Annotated in this window: 17 protein-coding genes and 1 pseudogene; 1 reads left to right on the plus strand and 17 read right to left on the minus strand. The window is 41.6% G+C overall.

The window, feature by feature from the left end; genetic code table 11:
* The first annotated feature begins 162 nt into the window (after positions 1-162).
* Positions 163-702, plus strand: a complete 540-nt coding sequence (locus ACTHJT_RS11555; RefSeq protein ID WP_440238296.1) for a DUF1003 domain-containing protein — start codon at positions 163-165, stop codon at positions 700-702.
* Between the two features lie 50 nt (positions 703-752).
* On the opposite strand, the gene ACTHJT_RS11560 is transcribed toward ACTHJT_RS11555, so the two are convergent.
* The 17 genes and pseudogenes from ACTHJT_RS11560 to ACTHJT_RS11640 all read right to left on the minus strand — a co-directional run bounded on the left by ACTHJT_RS11560 (position 753) and on the right by ACTHJT_RS11640 (position 24,655).
* Entirely contained in the window at positions 753-2,012 is a 1,260-nt protein-coding gene (locus tag ACTHJT_RS11560; RefSeq protein ID WP_440238298.1) for a M28 family metallopeptidase, read from the minus strand.
* Positions 2,012-2,407 (minus strand): VanZ family protein, encoded by a 396-nt coding sequence (locus ACTHJT_RS11565; protein WP_440238300.1) that lies wholly within the window; start codon positions 2,405-2,407, stop codon positions 2,012-2,014. The genes ACTHJT_RS11560 and ACTHJT_RS11565 overlap by 1 nt, the downstream gene beginning before the upstream one ends.
* Positions 2,400-2,781, minus strand: a pseudogene (gcvH, locus tag ACTHJT_RS11570) (glycine cleavage system protein GcvH). The gene ACTHJT_RS11565 and the pseudogene gcvH overlap by 8 nt, the downstream one beginning before the upstream one ends.
* A gap of 69 nt (positions 2,782-2,850) precedes the next feature.
* Positions 2,851-10,032, minus strand: coding sequence for a cell surface protein SprA (sprA, locus tag ACTHJT_RS11575; protein WP_440238302.1), 7,182 nt, complete (start codon positions 10,030-10,032; stop codon positions 2,851-2,853).
* 12 nt (positions 10,033-10,044) lie between these two features.
* Positions 10,045-10,644 (minus strand): Holliday junction branch migration protein RuvA, encoded by a 600-nt coding sequence (gene ruvA / locus ACTHJT_RS11580; RefSeq protein WP_440238304.1) that lies wholly within the window; start codon positions 10,642-10,644, stop codon positions 10,045-10,047.
* A complete protein-coding gene (locus tag ACTHJT_RS11585) occupies positions 10,641-12,914 on the minus strand; it encodes an NADP-dependent malic enzyme (RefSeq protein WP_440238306.1) in 2,274 nt (757 codons plus the stop codon). The genes ruvA and ACTHJT_RS11585 overlap by 4 nt, the downstream gene beginning before the upstream one ends.
* 43 nt (positions 12,915-12,957) lie before the next feature.
* Positions 12,958-14,412: a LysM peptidoglycan-binding domain-containing protein gene (locus ACTHJT_RS11590; protein ID WP_440238308.1), complete on the minus strand. Its 1,455-nt coding sequence runs from the start codon at positions 14,410-14,412 to the stop codon at positions 12,958-12,960.
* Positions 14,402-15,832, minus strand: coding sequence for an Asp-tRNA(Asn)/Glu-tRNA(Gln) amidotransferase subunit GatA (gene gatA, locus ACTHJT_RS11595; protein ID WP_440238311.1), 1,431 nt, complete (start codon positions 15,830-15,832; stop codon positions 14,402-14,404). The genes ACTHJT_RS11590 and gatA overlap by 11 nt, the downstream gene beginning before the upstream one ends.
* A 3-nt stretch (positions 15,833-15,835) precedes the next feature.
* Entirely contained in the window at positions 15,836-16,156 is a 321-nt protein-coding gene (locus ACTHJT_RS11600) for a Sec-independent protein translocase subunit TatA/TatB (RefSeq protein WP_440238313.1), read from the minus strand.
* A complete protein-coding gene (locus tag ACTHJT_RS11605; RefSeq protein ID WP_440238315.1) occupies positions 16,138-17,355 on the minus strand; it encodes a murein hydrolase activator EnvC family protein in 1,218 nt (405 codons plus the stop codon). Before ACTHJT_RS11605 ends, ACTHJT_RS11600 begins: the two co-directional genes overlap by 19 nt.
* The gene (locus ACTHJT_RS11610) at positions 17,345-18,112 is read right to left on the minus strand and encodes a DUF4292 domain-containing protein (RefSeq protein ID WP_440238317.1); all 768 of its coding nucleotides are present in this window, start codon (positions 18,110-18,112) and stop codon (positions 17,345-17,347) included. Before ACTHJT_RS11610 ends, ACTHJT_RS11605 begins: the two co-directional genes overlap by 11 nt.
* Positions 18,105-19,874 (minus strand): tetratricopeptide repeat protein, encoded by a 1,770-nt coding sequence (locus ACTHJT_RS11615; RefSeq protein ID WP_440238319.1) that lies wholly within the window; start codon positions 19,872-19,874, stop codon positions 18,105-18,107. Before ACTHJT_RS11615 ends, ACTHJT_RS11610 begins: the two co-directional genes overlap by 8 nt.
* A gap of 3 nt (positions 19,875-19,877) precedes the next feature.
* Positions 19,878-20,879: a sugar phosphate nucleotidyltransferase gene (locus ACTHJT_RS11620; protein ID WP_440238321.1), complete on the minus strand. Its 1,002-nt coding sequence runs from the start codon at positions 20,877-20,879 to the stop codon at positions 19,878-19,880.
* A gap of 85 nt (positions 20,880-20,964) precedes the next feature.
* Positions 20,965-21,402 carry a dUTP diphosphatase gene (gene dut, locus ACTHJT_RS11625; RefSeq protein ID WP_440238323.1) on the minus strand — a complete coding sequence of 146 codons (438 nt, stop codon included), beginning with the start codon at positions 21,400-21,402 and terminating at the stop codon, positions 20,965-20,967.
* Between the two features lie 35 nt (positions 21,403-21,437).
* Positions 21,438-22,961: a lipopolysaccharide biosynthesis protein gene (locus ACTHJT_RS11630; protein WP_440238325.1), complete on the minus strand. Its 1,524-nt coding sequence runs from the start codon at positions 22,959-22,961 to the stop codon at positions 21,438-21,440.
* A 3-nt stretch (positions 22,962-22,964) separates the two neighbouring features.
* Complete coding sequence (locus ACTHJT_RS11635) at positions 22,965-23,750, minus strand: enoyl-CoA hydratase-related protein (protein WP_440238327.1); 786 nt, start codon at positions 23,748-23,750, stop codon at positions 22,965-22,967.
* Positions 23,750-24,655: a rhomboid family intramembrane serine protease gene (locus ACTHJT_RS11640; protein ID WP_440238329.1), complete on the minus strand. Its 906-nt coding sequence runs from the start codon at positions 24,653-24,655 to the stop codon at positions 23,750-23,752. Before ACTHJT_RS11640 ends, ACTHJT_RS11635 begins: the two co-directional genes overlap by 1 nt.
* Position 24,656 lies beyond the last annotated feature (1 nt).

The raw sequence follows: 24,656 nt of genomic DNA on the forward strand, positions 1-24,656 counted from the left end.
ACTTTTTATTGTCTTAACATACTGTTAAAGCCTGTATCGTATTAAGTTCAGGCCCTCGTCAGAATTATTTTACATCTTTATTTATCCCGGAAATACTGCAGACACTTAGCATGTTTCCGAATAACCATTAACCAATTTCTAACCTTTTTAACGCCGACAAAAATGGATAAAGACATAAACAAACTTCTGACATCTGAAGCTGAAAAATTAGCCAAACTTCAAAAGATTGTTCAGCAGGCAATCGCTGAAGAAAAATTAATTGTCGAAAATCTTTTACACCAGCCCGAAGAGACCTTAACCCTGGGACAACGCATTTCAGATAGCGTAGCAGATTTTGGGGGCAGCTGGAAATTTATTATCTCCTTTACAGTTATCCTTACCGGCTGGATTCTTTTTAATACACTTGCTCCCAATCGTGATGATTTTGATCCGTATCCATTTATTTTAATGAACCTCGTACTCTCTACCATAGCGGCTTTCCAGGCACCCATCATTATGATGAGTCAAAACCGGAAAGAACAAAAAGATAGAAAACGAACAGAAAATAATCACCTGATCAATCTGAAAGCGGAACTCGAAGTAAGGAGCCTGCACCAAAAAGTTGACCTGCTGCTTGAAGAGCAAATCCAGATCTTGTTTGAGATCCAGACGCAGCAGTTGGTTATTTTAAAAAATATAGAAACGAAACTGGAAGATAAATAAATAACAGGTAATCATAACACGGTTATAATAAACCGTGTTATGATTACCTGTTATACGGTTTTATTAAACAGCACAATCAGTGTAAACACTTCCTTATATTTTGTCAGCGGCAAGGTCTTCGCTACATCCTGCACATCGTGATACGCGGCCACTCCGCCTAATGTGTAAATAAAAAAACACGGAACATTTTTTTTATAAAAAGGATAATGGTCGGAATTGGCTGCCTCACCACGCATCTTCACGGCAGGGAGTAATTTATTTTGTTCGTTCAGGTCAACTAATGAAGAATATTCTTTTTTAAAAATGCTTCCGTTCACTACCATGATTCCATCATCTCCTGTGCCCAGCAAATCCAGGTTGATCAGGAAATGTATGCGCGTTAACTCTATGAGCGGATGGTTCACAAACCACGAAGAACCCAGCAAGCCAGACTCTTCACCTGCAAACGCGATAAATACAACGCTGTATTCCAACGGATGCTCTTTATAATAATATGCCAGTTCAAGCAACATGCTCACACCGCTGGCATTATCGTTTGCGCCGGGGAAATACGTTTTTTTACCTAAAGTACCTAAATGATCGTAATGAGCTGTAATGACAATGAAGGAATCTTTTTTGGTTCTACCTTCAACCATCCCGATTACATTGCGTGCCGTATGATTGATCACTTCGTTTTCAACTTCAAACGTCACCGTTTTACTATCAGCAGGAAATGCCGAAGCCAGTACTTCAAACACAGGTGTATTAAAGGAATTATCTGCCAGACCCATGGTAAGTTTTTTCTCCTGCAGTTCAATGATGACTGCTGCTGAATACAGTTGCCCAAGCAGATCAGGTGTTTTGGAAGTAAACTCTTTAAAATATTTTTTCTGGTAAACGACTGCACTGTTCTTCAAATCTTTTTGGAGGAATTTCTGCAAAGCCTCGTCGTTGCTGAAAATACTCGAATCTACATATACGACTGCGCACTTCTTTCCCTGGCCTGCGCCGCTGGTAGATTTCAATATGTAATCGATGCCGGTTTTTAACTTTCCTTTATCGGTTGCTAAGGATAGCTTACCCGGAAAAGTATTAATCTTGTATTGAAAAGATTGAAAGTAGGTATTGTTCGAAATTATTTTTAAACCTGCCGTCAGGAATTGTTTCTCAAGATAATCAGCAGCGCGCTGGTCGCCCTCATGCGCGGCACCTCTTCCATGATATTTTGAAGAAGTCAGCTCTTTGATTGTATGCTGAACACGTTCCAGGTCTTGTGCCAATGCACACACAGTGAATAAGCAGCCGGCTATTACCAGTAACAGTTTAAACATTATACTGTTTTAGTTCGGTGGGTTAAATAAAAAATTGCCTGCGCAGCAAGGATTCCAATGGTGTTTGCAACAACATCATAAATGTCTGCTCCGCGATCCGGAATAAACTGCTGCATCAGTTCTATGCTGATACCAAAACAGATGGTCGCACAAGCAACCCACAAATATGCTGCTTTTATATGCTGAATCTTCATGGCATGATATGCGTACAGGCCTCTCAATACAAGCCATGCAAACATGCCGAATATGAACACATGAATGAGCTTGTCAAACCTGAATAAAGACGAGCTGGGCAGGGACTTGCCGGGAGTTAATGTAGCGACTAATATAAAAATTCCCCAGACGATGGCCGGACCATACGCTCTGAGGAATGATATGTGATTCTGCTTAAGCACCTACTAAGGCTGTATATGCAACGGCATCTAAAAGCGTGTTTAATTCTGTCGCATCAGCAATAGCCACCTTCACGATCCAGCCTTTGCCGTATGGGTCGGTATTTACTAATTCAGGCTCTGACTCCAATGCATTATTGAATTCCAATACTTCAGCATTTACAGGCATGAACAGATCTGAAACGGTCTTCACCGCTTCAATGGTTCCGAATATTTCTTCCTTAGCAATTTTTTGGCCTACAGATGTTACATCCAGATAAACGATGTCGCCTAATTCTTTTTTGAGCAAAATCCGTAATGCCGACATATGCTGTCTGACCTTCAACACGAATCCATTCGTGATCTTTGCTGTACTTTAATTCAGAAGGAAAGTTCATAAATTCTATAGTTTAATATCCCAAAAGTACATTCTTTTACCTTGGAAAACAAAATAAGACTTCATCTGGCTATGAAAGCGTAAATCGTATCTGCAAGCCAATTGCCGTGGTAGCCCTTCTGTAAGAAGAAGATATCTTCGGACTGTTGATTGTTCGCTCGAAATACAACTGCATCGTAACACGCTGTGAAATATTATAGCTCACCGTTGGTTTGAACTGAACGTTGGTATTACCTGCAGTTACCGTTGCGCTCTCATAAAATTTGCGCTGATAGGTAATCATATCATTGATCGTAAAGTTGATCTGGATGTTTAATTCATTCTTCAGGTTAACTTTTTGTCCGCGAGTAAAAAACTTCGGTACCGGCACATTCGAGCGTGCAAAGCCGATCCCGACCTGGATAGAGTTGTTATAACTCTCCGTTAATTGGGCATTCGACAGCGACATGTTCAACATCCTTGTGCGGGCATAGGTTAATTTATATGAAACCTTATTTTTTGTACGTGCATTAAATCCAATGAATGGTGCAAACGCTTCGTTAATGGAAACGCCGTTCAATACATATAACGGAATGATTTGTCCGGACCCATTCAAAGCTGTGGGTATCTGGTTGGAACTATAGAAATTACCATCCGGTGTAATATAACTTGAATTATATTCCAGGGAACTTATATAGCTACCCACGGTGTAGGTGCTTGAATATTTATGTGAAAGCGTAATGGACTGAAATCTTTTCTTCAAAAATCCGACTCTTGCCAAGCCTGCATAATCCAGCTGCCAGCCAGGCAAAGGAATTTTAGCCACACCATTTAAATTTGTTTTACTTGGATCCTGCCCCATATAGGCGGCCAGAAATGCCGGCATCAACACACTTTGTGAATTAAGTTCATACTTCTGGCCCGTACTTGCCTCAAGCCTGTCTGCCATGATCTGCCTGTAATTGGTATAATCCTGGAAATGGGATGATGAATTCGGATCAATAGAGCCGCCAACATGTTTATCAAAAGCTGTTAAGATCGTAATGGTAGAAACAGAGTAGTTACCACTTTTACGCGGATTGTCCGACACATAGTGCGTTCCGGTGGTATCAATCCGGAATTGCTCTTCGTAAATACTACCTATGGCAACTTTCGATTCAAGAACAATTTTAAAATCACGGAAAGGTTCTACGTTGACTTTTGCATTAACGGTATTAGTAACCGTTTGCCGGTAAGGAGAAAGCAGTGACCTGGATGTTGAGACCATACCTTGTTCTGCTGCCTTGTACCTGAAGTCAGAGTCCTGCGATCCGAATACAAAAGGCAGCATGGTCCCGGCTGTACCCCAATCCGACAAGCCGATATATTTAGGTATAAGCATATACCCGGCCATGTCTGTACCACGGGCAGACGTGTAAGAAATATTTGCATTCCTTACCATCATCAAAGCTTTGAAAATAGCTTTCAGAACTGTGCGGTTCGGAGGAGGCATTTTTCTGGTTGTATCCTTCGGATCAGGCTTAAGCACCGGAGGTTTAGGCTTGTTCATCTCCGTTAAAAACTTTGACTTACTATATAATTTATCCAGATCTATCTTGGCATTGATTGTATTATTCTGCTTATTCTGAATAGCATTACCCAAGGTATCTCTTTGTACCAATGCACCTGAAGCCCATGAATAGCCTGCGCCATAGGTATAATCCATGGAAGTCCAGTTTATTGCTTTTATTTTATCCAGCGGAAGTTTATAGTTAAAATTTATATTCTGGTTGAAGGTTTTCATACGACCGAAATTCTTCAGGTTAGATATAATACTATCGCGGTAGTCCGATCCTCCGGGTGCCCGGTTCGGTTCATCAATGATGGCGTACGCATCAGCCGTATAGGTTGTATTGATTGATTTTGTCAGGTTCCACATCATATTATAAGTACGCGTGAACGTGAATGATTTCTGGTAGTTCGCTACCTGTCCCGGGGTCAACGGCCCGGATTCATAGTATTGTGTTTTTGTAAGCGTTCTGTTCAGGTCTCCTCTAAAGCCTAATTGACTCGGCATCAGTGAAAAATTGAAATCTTTAAGCAACGGTGCCATTCCGCCTTTGGCGGTCATCGACTTGAATGGTGTTATTGGCTTTGCCTGGCTGGTATAGTTATAGCCCAGACTACCTTTGTAATTTGTATTGGTATAATCTTTAATCTCAAAACTCGTTCGTTTGGTCTCTGTATACCCAGCAGAAAGTGTAAGGTTCTCCACATCATAGATATGTTTTTTTGCATTCGGCTTCACCTTCACCTTTTGAATATTGGTGAAGTTAATTGCCCTGGTAGCGGTTTGGTCTATGATCATCTTCTTGTACCCCGAGGGGTCCTCGCTATTATTGACCGATTGCGCCAGCGTGACGTCGGGGTTTAGCGGGTCATATTGGGGAGAAATTGCTTTTCTGTTATAGCCGATATACATCGGAAGTTTTATTCCTGTTTTACCCGGAATAAATTTTTCCATATTCAAGGTCGTATTGATACCATATTCCATGGTATTGGAACGTTCCCGCTGCGATACTTTCTGGTCCAGGGAACCGAATCCTGCAGAGGTATATCGGATAGAGGAATTCAACTGACCGAGATCTGCAAGGTTCATATTCAGCTTACCTGCATAGGCGTATGAGCTGTGCGTAACAAACCCGGAAGCCCTCAATTCATCGGCCCAGATACAGAAGGTCAATGGATCTTTGTTGCCGCCGTAAGGATTTCGCAAACCGATCATAATGGTTACAACAGCCGACATATCCGGGTTACCGACGACATATAATTTTTGTCCGTATGGATTTGAATAATTCGGGTTCGCAAAACGTTCCTGCGTAGAAGCATTCGCGGCATTCCGCGCAACTTTGGTATTGATCAGGTCGCTGATCGCCACAATGATTTCGTTTTCACTTCGCCATACCTGATTGGGATCCGCAGAGCTTATAGGTGTTGTCAAATACAGCGGTACTTCAACCTCATAGTAATTATTTACATAATCGGTACCAAAACGTAAAAAAGCAACTGCATCTTTATCCTGAAGTCCGCTCTGTGTACTCTCTGCATGCAGGAACATGTTAATCTGTGAGTAATTCATCAGGTTCAGGTTTACACCTTTATAAGCCGCTTTTGAATAACCATCTTCCAGACCAGTGATACACTCTCTTAACGATTGCTCATTTGTTCTGCGGGTGGTTACAGAAGTTGCATCGTAATCGCGGTTAAAGCCCGGCGGCAATACATACGTAGACGTGCCCGACTGATTATTGCCGCCGTTCTCTTCTATGTTTACAACTGAAATATCCAGCGCTGTAAGATCCGAACGCGGAGAGACTTGCAAACCATTTCCCTGATCCAGATCATCGATCTGATAATTTCTCCATTGATTTGCTACCAGCTGGAACTGCGCCATTCTAAGTACTACAGGAGATTTAAAGCCTGTAACATATGTACGCATCCATTTAATCGTCTTATAGCCCTGAATGTCTCCTACAATTGAATCCGGCGTACGCACAGGGATGCGGAACTGGTACCATTCAACGTTTTGTGTAGTTTTATCAGGAAGAGTCATTGTGTAAACATTTTTACTCACAATGTAATTCTGTCCGACAACAAGTTTTGATTTGTCAATATCTACTTCGTATTCATAATACTCTTCAAGAGTATTCAATGTGTTATCACCATTCAAATCTTCATTGTCCGGATAGTTTGAATTTGAAGGTGTAATGGTAGCTCCTGAATTTATCGGTGAGTTGTTCTGGGTGCGCTGATAATTTTTATAACGTCTAAGAATCGGCACATTATCCTGATCCAGCTGGTCTCCCAGGTAATATGAAAAGTTATCTGCAGAAATATCGTTCAGGATGGCGTTTTTAGCAGAATCTGAAATGGCTGCATTGTTTCTGATTATCGAAGTAAAGCGACTTTCAAAAAAGCTTTGTTCATCTGTATCATTTAATCCATCCAGACCTACATCCTGCATCTCCCGTGCATTAGCAGAGTTATCAAAAGCATTTGTAATGAATTGTTTCTTGGTAACTACACCCCATGCAGTAGTGTCCGTAGATGTCTTATCTGCTGTATTAACAGGTAAACCATTTTCAAAGGATTGTACCTGATCCGGCAACACGTCTTCGGAAATACTACCTAAGTTAAAATATAGCTTACCAGAGTTCGTATGATCAAATGGTTTTCCATCAATATCTGAATGCCCCATAGACTGGTCCTGGTATGGGCTCATCAGCCAAAACTCTATATACTGAATGTTAGCATTGTCAAAATCCACATCATTTCTCAGATCTTTAGTCATACCCGCCCAGTTTCTGGTAGAATCTTTCAACCTGCCTTCGGCATCCAGATTTGTATTGTAATTGTATGTACCTCTTTCCCGCGGATAGAAAGCCAGATCCAGGGTAGGGATGTTTGTTACAGCAACATTAACGTCTTGATTCGGGTATAGCTCCTGCTGAGTAATACTCCGTTCAAAGTGGTTATTAATATCCTTGATTGATGTTCCGCTATTGCTCCGGTAAAAAAGGTTGTCAATGTTATACCAGGAAAGTTTAGCTCTGTATTTTGAAAAAGTCAATGTTGAATCTTTGATTGCTGCTTCCGGAAAACGCTGCGGCGTAGAGGCCACGCGCCAGGTCATCGGTGAACGTGTTAAATCATACGGAGTTTTAGTTCCTTCAAAATCATCGATAAATGCGATACCGCCATCGCCGTTTCCATTCTTGTCAATGATCTTATTATACCCTGGAAGAAACTGAGCAAACTCACCCTGAAAATTAATGCTTGACTTTGCCTTTGTTGAAACCACGGGAAGAAAATCCACTGCGCGTGTCAATAATCTTGAGTCCTGCTTCACACTCGCATCAAGCCCCCAGATGGTGTTGGCTGCCGGCTCATCTCCAATGTTCACACGTGTGATATTAGGTGCTTCATTCGAGTGCAAAAGTGTTCCTCCTAATAAAATATTATCATTGACCTTATAATCCAGGCGTGTTCCCAAAAATGACTTCCGCCTGAAGTTAAACAAGTCCTGCTTTTCAAAACGGATTCGTATCTCCTGGCCTGATGCCAGTACACTTTCATTGATGATTCGTATACGGCCAAGGTTATAATCCACGGTATAATCTACGCCTTCCTGTAATTGATTACTTCCTGCAATCACAATCACCGATCCCTGGGCCACGTTGATACCAGGCAGAATAATTTCACTGGCTGTACCTGCTGTATAACGGCCATTGAAAAAATATTTATCCTTGCTCGCCATCTGCTGTGCATCAGACAATGTCGAGTCATATAATTCTGAAAAAACATATTTCTGTTTCAGATTCGCTTCCGTGGGCAGGAAATATTTCTCGAGGTTTGAGCCAAACGGTTCGAGCACGGGAAACATAACGCGTCCGTTTTTAGAATCAACGGTTACGCCTTCAACATAATCGAAGTTGCCATCAGGGGACGGGTCATTGTTGGGGTTCAGCAAATCCAGTCCTGTCAAACGAAGCAGAGGTACATTCTGTGTGTTTGTTCCTTCCTGCAGGTTTGGGATATCAGCACCTGTGGCATCGTCTTTGTAAATAATCCGGAATTGAAAATTGTCACGCTGAAGCTGTGTAACTCCCAACTGATAAATGTTTTTCATCATCAGATCCCATGTCGGGAGCCTTGTCTTCACCAAAGGAGGCTTGATCATTTTAGCAACAACCATATCCGTTTCAGGTAATGTTGCATAATCTTCATTCAATTCACCGACTTTGTAAATCTTGCCATTATAAGAATATTCATAGGCTACCAACAAGGCTTCATCTTCTCTTATTCTCGTCTGCAGGGTTATGTATCCTAAGCTTGGATTAAAGGTAAATTCTGAGTTCGAAAGTTTTCTTGCACTTTTCAAATAGGTATAGTCCGAACCGTCCGAGAACGAACAGTTACAAACAGGATTCATAAAGGTTTCCAGATCAGAGGCCAGCGTTGCAGGATCTCTGTATCGTGTTACACTCGCAGGAGCAGCGCTGGAAGTATCATATAATTTATTGATCATGTTATATGCCGCATGATCAGTATTCCCGGCTCTCTTCAAATCCGGTCTGTACAATGAATCACCTTCTCCCAGATCCATGTAACCGACTACGTTCCGTAAGTTGGCTGTTGTGTTATTACGGTTTGTAATATAAACTTCTACCCTGGTTACCTGAACACCTGATAAGATTGTTGGACTGGATTTTAATGCATTCTCGTAGTTCGCTCTAAAAAACTGGCTTAAGAAAAAGTGCCTGTAAGGTTCGTATTGATCTGCTTTAATCTGGAATGTACGTCCCTGTCCGCCGCCGCCGATCACAATTTCATCCAGCTTACCATCTTGCCTTGCGGCTACAGCTGTAACAGTCATGCGGCCAAACTGCAGCTTTGTTTTAAAACCAAACAGGTTTTGCGGACCAGTCATTAACGAAGAGTTCAGCGGCATATTTACACGACCAACCTCTATGCCTTGAATGATATCTTCCTCGAAAGCTGTGTATTGAATTTTTACACTGTTTTGAAATTCGAACGCTGCCTTTGTATCCCAGTTTACAGTAAGCTTTAATTTTTCACCGATCTTTCCGACAACGTTCATACTAATCTGTTCATCGAAATCAAATAAACCGTTACGTTGCTGTTTAATTGGCAACGTTGGGTTATTCACCCGTTGCCAGCGGCCGGCAAAATCAAGCACCACAAGACCGCTTGGACGTATGTCGACATAATTGCTACCGAAAGGACCTTCAAGGCCTTTGATATGTTTGGTAAATCCAAATGGCTGGCCAGGCTTGTTTAACTTCGGATCGGTGGCCATCGGGTCTGCCCCTTTTTTCTGATAATAATCCCGGAGCATCTGCCGGTTTTTGTATTTATAATATTCTTCAAAAGTCAGATAGGTCTGTGTACGATACTCCATATCACCGACTTTCTCTTTAACAATATAGTTGCCGGTTGCTGAATCAATTTCAACTTCTTCGGTGATATTGTCCGGATCCTTCAATTCTAAAGGAGACTTATGGGTAGGGTTGTTATATTGATCACCTAAACGATCCTCTGGCGTATAGGTAGGCCGCCGGGATTTTGTATGTTTGGTGGTACTGTCATCAGGCACCAGCAATCGATTAAAGTTATATTTCTGCCCATAGGGTGTGCCTGACCAGGCAGCCCAAAAGACAAAAAATAGGGAAAAACCTATAACCGATAGTATGATACTTTTCTTAATGTTCACAGAGGGGTACTATCAAGACATTTTTAATGCCTGTTTTATTAAATCTTCCAGAGTCAAGGTGTTAGAATTACTCTTCAAAATGAGATCTAAGTTCTTTTCAGCTACATTTTTAGTAAATCCTAATGTTATCAAGGCAGTTAACGCTTCAGAACGTATACTATTGTGCGTAACTGCAAAAATCTGTTTAGAATCTGAAGATGCGTGTAGCAATTCTTTTTTCATCTTATCTTTTAGTTCCAGAATCACGCGTTGGGCAGTTTTTGCACCTATTCCCTTAACGGCCTGGATGGACCGGACATCCTCTGCAGATATCGCATCCCGAAGTTCGACCGGATTCAAAGAAGAAAGTACAACCAAAGCTGTTCCCGGTCCGATACCACTGATGGATATAAGATGTAAAAACATTTCTTTTTCCAGAAGATCCGCGAAACCATACAACGTATGTGCATCTTCCTTGATGTGTAAAAAAGTATGGATTTTAACTTTTTCTAATTCTTTTACCTGAGAAAAAGTGTGCAGGGAAATGCGTACCTGATAGCCGATACCTTGCACATCAATAATAATAAAAGTGGGGTCTTTTTGTGTAAGCTTGCCCTCTATGTAAGCAATCATAAATTAATTTTACTGTTTTGTGATTGCGCATCAACAACCGCGATGGCAACCATATTAACAATTTCCCGAACGGATGAACCTAATTGTAAAATATGTACGGGCTTAGCCATTCCCATCAGCAACGGGCCTATGGCTTCCATGCCCCCGATTTCCTGTAAAAGTTTATAGGAAATATTGCCCGATGTCAGGGCAGGGAAAATAAATGTATTGGCGCCCTCTTTTGCCAAAGCACTGAACGGATACATTTCCTGCTGAAGCGCCGTATCAACGGCAACATTTGCCTGGATATCCCCTTCAATAATCAAGTCCGGATATTTTTCCTTGGCAAGTCTGGTAGCCAGAGCAACCTTAGCCGGCACCGTTCCTTCGTTTGATCCAAAGTTTGAATAGGAAAGCATGGCAATGCGAGGTTCAAAATTAAAAAACTTCACGCCTCTTGCAGTCACACCGATGATATCGACCAGCTCTTCAGCCGTGGGATCCATGTTTACTGTGGTATCCGAAAAGAAATATACTCCTTTGGAATTACTAAGAATGTACATGCCGGCTACACGTTTAATGCCGGGCTCAACGCCGATCACCTGCAATGCCGGCTTTATTGTTTCACCATATTCCTGTGTCAGACCCGAAATGAATGCGTCTGCCTCGCCTGTCTCTACCATCATTGCACCGTAGTAGTTACGGTTGCGCATCAACCTTCTGCCAATCTCCAGTGTAACGCCTTTGCGTTTTCTCTTTTCATGCAGCAGCCCACCGAAATATGCCCGCTTTTCCTTTTCTTCAAACGGATCAATGATGAGGTGATTTTTTATGCTTAAAGCATTTTCTGCCAGTAAAGCTCTTATCTTTTCTGCATTACCCAATAAGATCGGGTAAGCAATACCTTCGTCGGAAAGAATCTGTGCGGCTTTCAGAATTTTCAGATTATCTGCTTCTGCAAACACAACGCGCTTCGGATTTTCCCGCGCCTGTGTAATGATGCGTGACATCAGACGTTGATCAATGCCGATACGCTGCAGCAATTCAACTTCGTATGCTGCCCAGTCTTCAATGTGCTTCTTCGCCACTCCGCTTTCCATGGCCGCTTTCGCTACAGCCGGAGAAATGGTAGTGATCAGACGCGGATCCAATGGCTTCGGAATTAAATAATATTTACCAAAAGTAATGCTGTTGTCTTCGTACGATTTGTTTACAGTGTCAGGTACAACTTCTTTCGCCAGCTTGGCAATTGCGTAAACTGCCGCCAGCTTCATCGCTTCATTAATCTCAGTTGCCCGGACATCCAAAGCTCCTCTGAAAATGTATGGAAAACCAAGTACATTGTTCACCTGGTTCGGATAATCTGAACGGCCTGTAGCCATGATGATGTCAGGCCTTGTACTGATCGCAAGATTATAATCAATTTCCGGCGTTGGGTTTGCCAAGGCAAAAACAATCGGATCCTTGGCCATGGTAAGCAATGCTTCCGGCTTCAAAATATTTCCGGCAGATAATCCTACAAATACGTCTGCTCCCGGCATGGCGTCTGCCAATGTATGCAGATCCCTGTCTGTAGCAAACTCCAGCTGCGACTCATGCAGGTCTTGTCTGTCTTTTCTTAAGATACCGTTGATGTCACACATGACAATATTTTCAGCGCGTACACCAAGGTGTTTATATAAGCGTGTACAGGAAATGGCTGCCGCACCGGCGCCACTTACTACTACTTTTACTTCTTCTGCCTTTTTACCAACAATCTCCAGCGCATTCAGTAATGCTGCTGAAGAAATAATTGCCGTGCCGTGCTGGTCATCATGCATCACAGGAATATTCATGCGCTTGCGCAACTCCTGCTCAATAATAAAGCATTCAGGAGCTTTTATATCCTCCAGGTTGACTCCGCCAAATGTCGGCTCCAGTGACTCAACAATTTTGATGAATTGCTCCGGATCCTGACAATCAATTTCCAGATCAAATACATCTATGCCGGCAAATTTTTTAAACAATACGCCTTTGCCTTCCATTACCGGCTTGGAGGCATCCGGACCAATATTTCCCAAACCAAGTACAGCTGTACCGTTTGATATTACAGCCACTAAATTTCCTTTAGCGGTGTATTTGTATACATCGTCTTTCGTTAAGGCAATTTCTTTACAAGGCTCAGCAACACCCGGTGAATAGGCAAGCGCCAGATCAAGCTGTGAGCTTACCATTTTGGTTGGCACCACTTCAATTTTGCCGGGCTTCCCCTGCATGTGGTAATTTAAAGCGTCTTCTTTATTTATAGACATAAAAGTTGCTGATTTATATAAGTAAGAAGATCTGCTAAAAAGGTTATATTAAAATAAGTTTCTGCCCGACTTTTATACTATTGTTCTTCAAGCCATTCAGCTGCTTGATCTTATCAACCGACAAACCCGGATACTTCTGAGAAATTGTCCAGAGTGAATCTCCCGGTTTTACATAGTAAACACTTGGTGTAGCAGGCTTACTTCCGGTTGTACTTTTAGCAGTAGTAGTCGTTTTGGAAGATGAGGAACTGCTTGAAGAAACTTTTTTATAAATGATCAACCGCTGTCCGACGCGAATTGTGTTGGACGATAGTTTATTCCAGCGTTTTATATCTGTAATGGTTACATGATATTTCGAAGCTATTGTTCCCAATGCATCTCCGCTTTTTACCGTGTAATAAATCTTTTGTGTGGAAGCTGTTGTAGCCGGTGATGTGGTCGTAGTCCTGATGGCAGAAGCATTCGCCGGCACATTATCCCGCGGCACTTCCTTTCCGCAGGCATCAAGGATGTCCACTCTGTTGAGATAGAACTCCGCCATACGATCCACCGGTACTCTGATCTTATATGAATACGCGCCATTCAGCACGCCTTTCTTTATTGCGGGATTCAGCTTACGCATATCATCCGGACAAATATTCAACAGCTCACTGAATGTAAACATGTCGAAATACTGATTGACACTGATTGTGTCAAAAGCAATCGGATATTCGATGGAGTCAGCAACAATACCGTGATCACCCATGTGATTCATGACATATGTTAACGCAACAAACTGCGGCACATAACTTCTCGTTTCACGCGGAAGATAATCATAGATCTGCCAGAATGTTTTTTTATAACCGGATTTACGGATCGCTCTGCGTACATTTCCCGGCCCGCAGTTGTATGAAGCCAGTGCAAGTTCCCAATCGCTAAAGGTGTTGTACAGTGTTGTCAGGTATCTGCATGCGGCTACCGTTGCCTTTTCCGGATCAAGACGTTCATCCAGAAATTCATCCTGCTTCAGTCCGTATTCTTTACCCGTAAAAGTCATGAACTGCCATAAGCCTGCTGCACCGGCCGGAGACACAGCCTTCGCATTTAAGCCGGATTCAACAATCGCCAGGTATTTAATTTCTTCAGGTACTTTCTGCGTTTTCAGGATCTCTTCAAAGGTTGGGAAATACACACGTTTGCGGCGTTCCATGACCAATGCGTAGCGTGCATTTCTTACCGTAAAGTAATCAATGAAACCTTTGATCTTGGCATTATATACCAATGGCACTTCGTTTTGAAGCGCTTTTAATCTTTTTGCAATCAGATCATCTGCAGAAGATGATTGAGGCTGCTCTTTAACGATCGCCTCTTCTATTTTTTCTGCTTCTATGATCGTGGAATCGCTTGATGTAACTATCGTAGAAGAATCCGTTTGGGCATACGTCTGACTTATTCCCACAAAATATGTGGAAGCAAAAACAAATAAACCAGACAATGCCGTTGTGATTCTAATTTTCATTCTGTTTTAATAAATAGTTCGAAAACGCCAGTAATTTAGCTTCTTCAAATTCACGACCCATCAGCTGTAAACCAATTGGTAAACCTTGCGCGTCTTTTCCGTTCGGAATAGAAATTGCAGGAATACCGGCAAGGTTTGCATGCACGGTAAATATATCTGCCAGATACATGGCAATCGGATCGCTTTCGTGGTCGCCGATCTTAAATGCCGTTGTTGTTGTTGTAGGCAACAGCATAAAGTCGTACTCCGACAAAAGCTTCTCTGTATATTCTCTTATTAAACGACGTACCTTCTGTGCTTTCGTATAATACGCATCATAAAAACCTGCGCTCAATACAAATGTGCCTAACATGATACGTTTTTGAACTTCTTTCCCGAACCCTTCAGATCTGGTCTTTTTGTACATCGATTCCAGATCTGTCCCATTCTCACTTCTATACCCGTACTTAACGCCATCGAAGCGTGATAAGTTCGAACTTGCTTCAGCTGTTGTAAGAATATAATACGTTGGCAGTATATAATCCAGCAGCTTGAACTCTACTGCTTCCACAGTATGGCCCTGCCGCTTCAATAAATCAATTTGTTTTTGAGTTGCTTCGCGGATTTCTTTTGCAACGCCTTCTGATTCTACTGCTTCTTTCAGGTAACAGATCTTTGCCTTGCCTGCGAAGTTTAATTCAGAAGAATAAGACGGTACTGGTTTAGAAGAAACCGTACTGTCAAACTCGTCGTAACCGGAAATCACTTCCAGCATCAGGGCAGTATCTTCAACACTTCTTGCCATGATCCCGATGGAATCAAAGGAAGATGCATATGCGATAAGGCCGTATCTGGAGATTCTTGAATAAGAAGGTTTGAAGCCAATGATATCGCAGAACGCAGCTGGTTGTCTTACAGATCCGCCGGTATCCGAACCCAGCGAAACCAGGCACGTGTCAGCCTGCACGCCCACTGCAGAACCACCTGAAGAGCCGCCCGGGACGCGTGTATTGTCAATATCATTTTTTACAGGTCCGAATGCTGAATTTTCATTGGAAGAACCCATAGCAAATTCATCGCAGCTCTGACGGCCGATAATGATGGCATCTTCGTGGATGATGCGTTCAACAGCGGTGCCGTTGAACTGGGAAACAAAGCCTTTCAGGATATTACTTGAAGCCTGCAGCCCATGATTTTTGTGACACAAAACATCTTTCAGGCCAACAACCATACCAGCCAGTTTACCAGCGGTTCCGGCTTTAATTTTAGCGTCAACCTTATCGGCTGTAGCAAGCGCTTCTGCCGCATATACTTCGACATATGCGTTCAGATGCTTCTTTGCTTCAATATTTTTCAGGTAGTATTCGGTAAGGGAACGGCACGTGATTTTGCCTTCGGAAAGATCTTTCCGAACCTCTGTTAATGAATTATAACGTTTCAAGTTTTAAGCGTTTTTTGTGTCGTCTTTGATACCGTCCTGAATTTCTTTTTTCACTTCTTTACTCGCGTCTTTGAACTCACGAATACCACGGCCTAAGCCACGGGCTAATTCAGGTATCTTTTTACCGCCAAACATAAACACTAATAGAACCGCTATAATGATCCATTCAGTTGGACCGATATTGCCAAGAAACAGCAATGTGCAAATAGTTAACATCATGATTGTTAGAGTAATTTCGTATACGCTGCAAAGATAAGGAATTTTAACAGGAAAGGGAAAAGAAAAAGGCTTTTCCCTAGTCAAAATCAGCGTTTTCTGAGCCAAACTTCCGGGTTGAGTTTGGTTTCGTTTTTCCAGATCTGGAACTGTAGTTCGCTTTCGCCTTCTTTATTGGTATAAACCGAGCCAATTACCTGTTTTACGGATATTTCTTCCCCGGTTTTAACAACAACATCTCTCAATTTGGCATACACGGTAAAATACTCCCCATGCTGCACCATCACAATTTTATGCATACCAGGCACTTCCGCTACAGTTATCACCTTCCCGCCAAAAACAGCCTTAACCTGCTCATTTTGGATGGTCGAAATATCAATCCCAAGATTATCGACAAATACACCTTTTAGGACAGGATGCGCCTGGCGTCCAAAATGGTTGGAAACTCTTCCGTTTTGTACCGGCCACGGCAGTTTGCCCATATTGCCCTCAAAACTGGCCGATAATTTCACGCTCACGTCGGTAGCAGCTTTTGAAGAAGAACTTGAACCTTTCGATTTTTCTATCGCTTTTTTACGTTCCGCAGCAATCAAGTCAGTAATTAATTTCTGAAGCTTTTCAGCTGATTTTTTAGATTCGTCAAGATCCTTTTTAAGTTGCTGTTCTTTCGAAGAAAGCTGTCTCAATACATTATTCTGCTGATTTTTGGTGTTGGTCAGATTTTCTGTTTCAATTGTTTTTGCCTGAAGTAATCCAGACTTTTCACGCTGCTTATTTGCCAGCGTTCTCTGATACATTTTCAATGCTTCCGTTACGCTTTGAATTTCTTCCAGCTGATAATTTCTTGCAGTTGCGTATTGCTTGAAATAACTGCTGCGGCGAAGCATCTGCCCGATGTTGTCAGCAGACAAAATATGTATCAGTTTGTCGTAACCATTCAGATGTTTATAGCCTAAATAAATCAGCTGCGCATATTCTTCCTTCAGACCTTTGATGTCTTCTTCCAGTGCCCGGATAATTAATACCTGCTCCTGAATCTCCCGGTCCAGCATACCTACTTCAGAAGACATGATATTGATCACGACTTCGCGCTCTTCAATTTCCTGGTTTAACAGGTTTAACTGGCTTAATGTAGCGTTCTTCTGCTGCTTGGTTTCTTCCAGTACTTTGGAAGTTTCTTTTATTTTTTTGAGATTTTTTTCACGTTCCTGCTCAAGCTGCTTTCTGCTTTTCTTTTGAGCCAGTGTGGAAGTGATGACAATAAAAAGAAAAACGAATATCGTTAGATATTTGATGTTATTTTTCATTGTATTTCTTTGGAACATTGAACGGAAAATTCACTGATTTAACAGGGAATTCTATTTTTGAATGCGTAATAACAACCTTTCGGTCTACCTTCTGATTGTTCTTGTTGAATGAAATATCTACCGAACAAACAGATGGAACGAGTATAGAGTCCGCGACAATATAATTGCTGTATACAATTGCCGTTCTTGACATGGATGCTGAATCAACAATAGTTGTCTGTTCAACACGCATGTTGTCGAATCTGATCCGGCTTTCTATATGCATATTATCCTGCTTCTGATGCAGAATGTAATGTGTTTCGTTTTTTGTTACCAAATCTGTTTCCTGATACGGAAACATTAAATTTCCTGCCAGCAGGTTCTGTATGTTTGCATAGGAAAGATTTGACTGTGTCAATTCCTGCAGGTATTTGGTATCATAAATGTATAATGTGTCTTTCAGCTTATCCATTACAAAGACGGAGTCAGGCCTTACTAATCCTCTTATACCTTCAATCCCTGCCTTGCCTGCTGTAAGCCAGATTACGCTATCTTTCTTTGCACGAATAGATAATGTAAATTGATCTGAGTTGCCCCCGTCGGAATATTCCACCTTGGATTTAGTGACCATGTATACAAAGTCGATGTACTGCGGATGAAAATCCACTACAGTCTTACTCTCAACAACAGTATTTTGAACATGGCTGGATACCGGTGTTTTTTTACAGGATAGAAATGTGAAAGAACCAATTAATACAATCAGAATAATCTTATTCATACAACTTGCCGTCGGCAATTTTTTTATTTATCAAAGCAGATGCGTCGCCGGCTGCCACTGCCTTCTTCCAGTATTCCACTGCCTTTGCCTTATCTCCTAATTGGTACAGTACATCTCCGTAATGCTCAAGAATAGTACCATTGGTTGAACCTTGCAGGGCTTTCTCCAATTGCTCTTTTGCGCCCTTGTAATCTTTCATCTGATACAATACCCACGCATAGGTGTCAATAAAATTCGCTTCATTCGGATTTCTGCTCACAACACGCTCAGACATGCTCTTTGCCAGTTCCAGCTTTTCCTTTCGAAGCGATAAATAATAACTGTAATTGTTTAATGCATGATCATTATTTTTATCATACTTCAATACTTCTTCATAAGCCGCATCTGATTTTGCATACTCTTTTGTTTCATTGTACGAATCAGCCAGCAGTAATAATGCCTGTGTTTTAAGCGACTGATTAGATCCTGCCAGGCTTTTGGTTTCTTCAAGTGCTTCAATGGCTTCGGGATATTTTTTCAGATTGAAATAACCGATACCTTTGAAATAGGTCAGGTTTGATTGATTCGGATAATATTCAATCGCCGAAGTACTGTGCGCTACCAACGTATCATATTCCTGGAATTCATAATCCAGTGTTAAGATCTGCAGCCACAGATTGTAATTGTTTCCATCAATCTTCGCTGCTTCTGAATAATATTTTCTGGATTCTTTTTTCTTATTGTTTAAGAACAAGGCGTCGCCATGACTTGTCAACGCTATATCATCGTTTGGATTCGTGCTTACAAAAATAGTAGTGAGTTCAAGCAACTGTGCTTTTGCTACATCTGTTGTTGCATATTTAAGCGCATCCTGAACGATTTCTTGTTTGGTTTCCACACTTACATTTTCGCGGGATAATAAATATTTATACTCATTAAATACTTTCGTCTCTTCGCCGGCAGATTTATAGATGTCGGCATACAATACATGCGCCTGTATCTGGTCCGGATCCTGCTTCAAAACATTGTCGAGAATATTTCTGGCTTCCTGCTTTTTGTCGATGTAATAGTAAAACTCTGCCTGGTCAACTTTATACAACAGGTTGTTCGGATCTGAATCAATTAATGCCTGGCCTTCTTTAATTGCCAGGTCAATTTTATTCTGCTTTACAAACAACTGTTGTTTTTGTCTTGTCAATTCGAAACTCTTACCAAACACCGATTCAATTTTCGCATATGTCTTAATAGCCTCGTCGTATTGCTTCAGCTGAATCTGGTTTGCGCCTATCTGGTAATAGTACTGCTCATTATTCGGAAAGTCGGTGATTAATTTTTTATATGTTTTATTTGCTTCGTCAAAATTTGATTGGGCCTCGTATACACGGGCCAGCTGGATAAGATATTCCTGGTTCTTTGGATCTGTTTTAACGGCATTCTGAGCTGTAACCAAAGCTCTTGCATGATTGGATGTGCTGTAGCAGATCTTTGAGATCTCATAATTTAAACCACCATTGGTTTGGTCTATGGAATAAGCCTTGTCAAAAAAAGATAATGCAGCTGATGTCTGGCCAATCAGGTAGTAACGCATACCTTCAATGAAATAAGCTTCAAAGTAGATACGGTCCTGCTCAGACAGTACTTTAGGTATGAAACTGGATTTTGAAGTCTTCTCAGACTTTTGAGATTTTGTCTTACCTCCTTTTTGCGCCAATGCCGGCACCATGAGTGCCGGCATTAAAATCGCAATAAGAATATTTTTAAAAAGACGCTTTTGTAAGCTCATTGTTTATGAAATAACATTGAAATCGCCCACACTCAGGTCAAGTGCTTTGCCTTTGTATTGAGCAGAATTGCCAAACATTGAATTCGAAATAGTTGCGTTTGTGATTACAGCATTCTCCTGTACAATTGAACGGTTGATTACTGTATTGGTAATTTTTGTTCCGTTTCCGATTGAAACATGCGGACCAACAATAGAATTTACCAGCTCAACATTTTCACCAACATATGCCGGCTGAATGATGATTGAGTTTACAAGTTTGACGGATGGCGCCACTAACTTCTGGTCTTTGATGTATTCCAGGTAGCGTGCGTTTGTATCTACTGTAGAATCTTTATTTCCGCAGTCAAGCCATTCTGTTACTTTACCAGGAATAAACTTGATGCCTTTGTTCTTCATGTTTTCAAGCGCAGATGTCAGTTGGTATTCACCTTTATCCTTGATGTTATTATCAATCACAAACTGAAGTTCTTTTTTCAGGTTGTCGCCATCCTGGAAATAATAGATACCGATGATTGCCAGGTCTGAAACGAAATGTTCCGGTTTCTCTACAAAATCCGTAATCTCATTTTTATCATTCAGTTTAACAACGCCAAATGGTTTCGGATCTTCTACTTTCTGCACCCAGATGATGCCTTCTTTTGATGTATCAAGTGTAAAGTCTGCTTTGAATAAAGTATCTGCAAATGCTACAACTACTTTACCGCTTAACGATTCTTTCGCGCAATAAATTGCATGTGCAGTTCCCAATGCTTCTTTCTGATAGTAAATAGAACCTTTGGCGCCAATAGATTCAGCAACTTTGATTAAACGTTGTTCAGTCTCTTTTCCAAAATCACCTATGATAAAAGCAACCTCGTCGATTTTCTCTCCACAAACTTTTGCAATATCTTCCACCAGTCTGTGAACGATAGCTTTACCTGCAATTGGAACAAGAGGCTTAGGAACAGTAAGTGTATGCGGGCGCATTCTTTTTCCCATACCCGCCATTGGAATAATAATCTTCATGCTTATCCTTAATTTGAAACGTTTAAAATATCTTTAGTAATCCTATGCAAGGTACGTGCAGACAGGATTTTGGTTTCTTTTTTAATTATTTGCCTGTACTGCCAAATCCGGCAACAGAACGGGCGGAGTCCGTTAACTGCTGAACCTCAATAAATTCAGCGTGTTCAACTTTTGCAACTACCATTTGAGCAATGCGCTCTCCATGCTGAATGGTGAAGGCTTCATTCGAAAGATTGATTAATAAAACCTTTACTTCTCCTCTGTAATCGGCATCAATTGTGCCCGGGCTGTTCAAAACGGTAATCCCGTGTTTAAAAGCAAGACCGCTTCTCGGACGAATCTGTGCTTCTGTATGTGCAGGAAGTTCAATAAAAAGCCCCGTAGGAATAAGCTGTCTTTGCAGCGGTTGTAATACAACAGGTTCTGAAAGATTTGCACTTAAATCAAGACCGGCAGCCTGTTCAGTTTGGTACGCAGGTAATGGATTGGTGGATTTATTTACAATTTTAATGGATGTGCTCATTTCAGTTTATTGTAATATTCCAAATCTACAAAAAATTATGAGGCTTTGGTACGAATGTTTGGATTTTCTAGCAGAAGTATCCATGCCAGCCAGATCACAATAGCACCATTGAAAATCAAGGCATTGTGAAGAAGCGATTCTGTACGGAAGTAATGAGAAAGATAAACAAGTAAAGAAGCGGTTCCAATCCAGCAAAGGATTTTTACAATTGGATATGGAATCGGGTAATATTTATGGCCGAGTAAATAACTGGCTGCCGTTACTGAAAAATAACAGGCCAGCGTAACCCAGGCGGCACCCATATAACCAAGAACCGGGATAAAGATAATATTGCCGGCAATCGTAATGCTTGCGCCGAAGAAGCTGATGTAAAGCCCCCAATAGGTTTTATCGGTAAGTTTAAACCAGACCGCCAGGTTGTAATACATTCCCAAAAATAAATTAGCCAATAACAGAATAGGTACTACTCCCAATCCTTCCCAATATGTTGAGTTGCCAAGGAAATGTTTGAACAAATCAATATTCAGCGACACTCCCAGGAATATCAGCAGACAGGCCAGCACAAACCACTTCATGATATCTGCAAACAGCTGAGGGGAATTTTTGTCGGAAGCCCTGCTGAAGAAAAACGGTTCGGCAGCATAACGGAATGCCTGTATAGACAAAGTCATGAACATCGACAGCTTATAGCAAGCGCCGTATACACCAAGTGCATGTAATTTGTCTCTGCCCGGATAAAAATTTTCCGGCAGCAGCTCTCTTAGAATCAACCGGTCAAGCATTTCATTGATCATCCCTGTAAGCCCCATCACCATTAGCGGTAGTGCATACACAAGCATAGGCTTGTATAAATACGTATCCCACACAAATGCAAAGCCTTTAAAGACTTTCAGCAAGAACGGCAGCTGCAATAGATTTGCCAGCAGGTTTGAAATAAATATGTACGACACCAGATCGTTCGGATCATACCATGTTAAAATACTTGTCTTTACTGTTGCTGAAATGTAGGCAGAATCAAGCAGTGTAGGTATGCCCCACAGCAGGATCACATTAAATATTACGGTCAGAAAGATGTTCATCAGTTTGACTGACGCAAACCAGAAAGCCTTGTTTTGCAAACGTAGCCGGGCAAATGCAATCGCCAGTGCGGCGTCTGTAAATAGAATTAAAACAATGTAGTAGATATAATAAATATAATCTTCTATACGGTTTATACTATTCCCAACATTTAAATAGGCTGCAATATTGGGCGCAAAGAATACAATCAGCAAAGAGATGAGTCCGCTTCCAAATAAAACCTGGGTGTTTACATGGTTGAAAATATGCACTTCATTGGCGCCTTCTTTGTTTGCGAAGCGGAAATAAGTGGTTTCCATTCCAAACAGATACAGAATATTTAAAAAGGCGGCATACGTGTAGAGTTCCGTTACAATACCGTATTCAGCGGGTAACAGCAGGCTTGTATAAACAGGTACCAACAAAAAATTGATGGCCCGGCCAACCATGCTGCTTAAACCGTACAAAGCTGTTTGTCCAGCTAATTTCTTAAGTAAAGACATGAATTATTTGCCTGTGAAACTGGCTTTGCGTTTTTCCATAAAGGCTTGAACGCCTTCTTTAAAATCTTCTGTGCCGGCACAACGGCCGAAAGATTTTGCTTCCTGCAGAAATGAGGTGCCGGAAGTCTCCAGCGCTAAATGGGTGCAGCGCAATATTTCCTGAATGGATGTAGGTGCTTTTGTAAAGAATTTTTGCAGCATGGCAATGCTTGCCGGCAGCAATTCTTCCTGTGTTGTAACGGCATTCACCAGTCCCCAGTTCAACGCCGTTTGTGCGGTTGTATGATCTGCGGTAAGCATCATTTCAAGCGCGCGACCTTTACCAATGATCTGAGGCAAACGTTGCGTACCGCCGTAGCCGGGCAGTAAGCCTAATGTAGATTCAGGCAAACCGAATTTTGCATTGTCAGAAGCAATGCGGATGTGACATGCCAATGCGAGTTCAAAACCACCGCCAAGCGCAAAGCCATTTACGGCTGCAACTACTGGCTTGGTGAGTTTATCAATCTTTTCAAATATTAATTGTCCTTCCTGAGACAGCAGTTGTGCTTCATGCGGCTGCAGTGCCGAGAATTCGCTGATGTCTGCACCGGCTGCAAATGCCTTGGCACCGGAGCCTGTTATAATGATTCCTTTTACAGCATCCGAACCATAGGCAAACTCGATCTGTTCATCCAGTTCTTTTAACAATGCCCTGTTTAAAGCATTTAATTTATCCGGACGATTTAATGTTATGATTAATATGTCGCCTTCATTGCGTACATCCAATAAAGATGAAGTCCCTCCCATTATTTCTGACTTGCTTTAAACAATTTTTGCTTCTCTTCTTTGGTTAAGCTTTCATAACCGGAGCGAGATATTTTATCAAGAATGGTATCGATTTCCTGCTGATTGGGCGTATAGTGCTCGTCAACGGCAGGTGTTGAAGTATTAAAAAAAGTCATGCGCACATTGCGTTTCTTTGAAAAAAGCGAACGGATAAAATCAATGCTGCCATTGATCGGCTTGCCGATGTCTGTTCCTTTTTTCAATAGGGCAATAAATATATAACCGGAAAGCGCACCGCCTATGTGTGCGATATTGCCGCCGGCATTCCACTGCACGGTGCCAATGATTGACATGAGTACATAAAACGCTGCGATGTAGGTAATCTTTACCGGGCCAATAAAGATCAGATGAAAGCGGTAATGCGGTAATAATGTTGCCGCACCTACTACGGCTGCCAGTACACTGGCACTCGCTCCCACCAGGATTCCTGAAGGGCGGTGCATATAATATGGAATAAGATTATAACACGCCAGATACATAAATACACCTGCCAGCGCGCCGATCACATACAAACTGATTAATCTTCTGCTGCCGATGAATTCACGGATAAGTCCGCCGAACCAATACAAGCCGAGCATATTAAAGAAAATATGAAAAGGCGATGGTGTGTCGTGTGAAAAAGCGTAAGTAATGATTGTCCAGGGTTTATACAGTGTTTCCATAATATTGGAAGAAGCTGCCTGGTAATATTGTATTGTGTTAAATAATGTAGTGCCAGTCATACGTTCAGCATCTGATGCTCTGAACTCAGAAATGACCCAGATCAGGCAATCAGCGACATAAACCAGTACGTTGATCAGGATAATTTTGACCAACGCATTATCCTGCATCCGGAACTGATCTTTTATGTCTTTGACTAAACTCATA

It is taken from the genome of Cytophaga sp. (assembly GCF_051961495.1).
GTDB lineage: Bacteria > Bacteroidota > Bacteroidia > Cytophagales > Cytophagaceae > Cytophaga.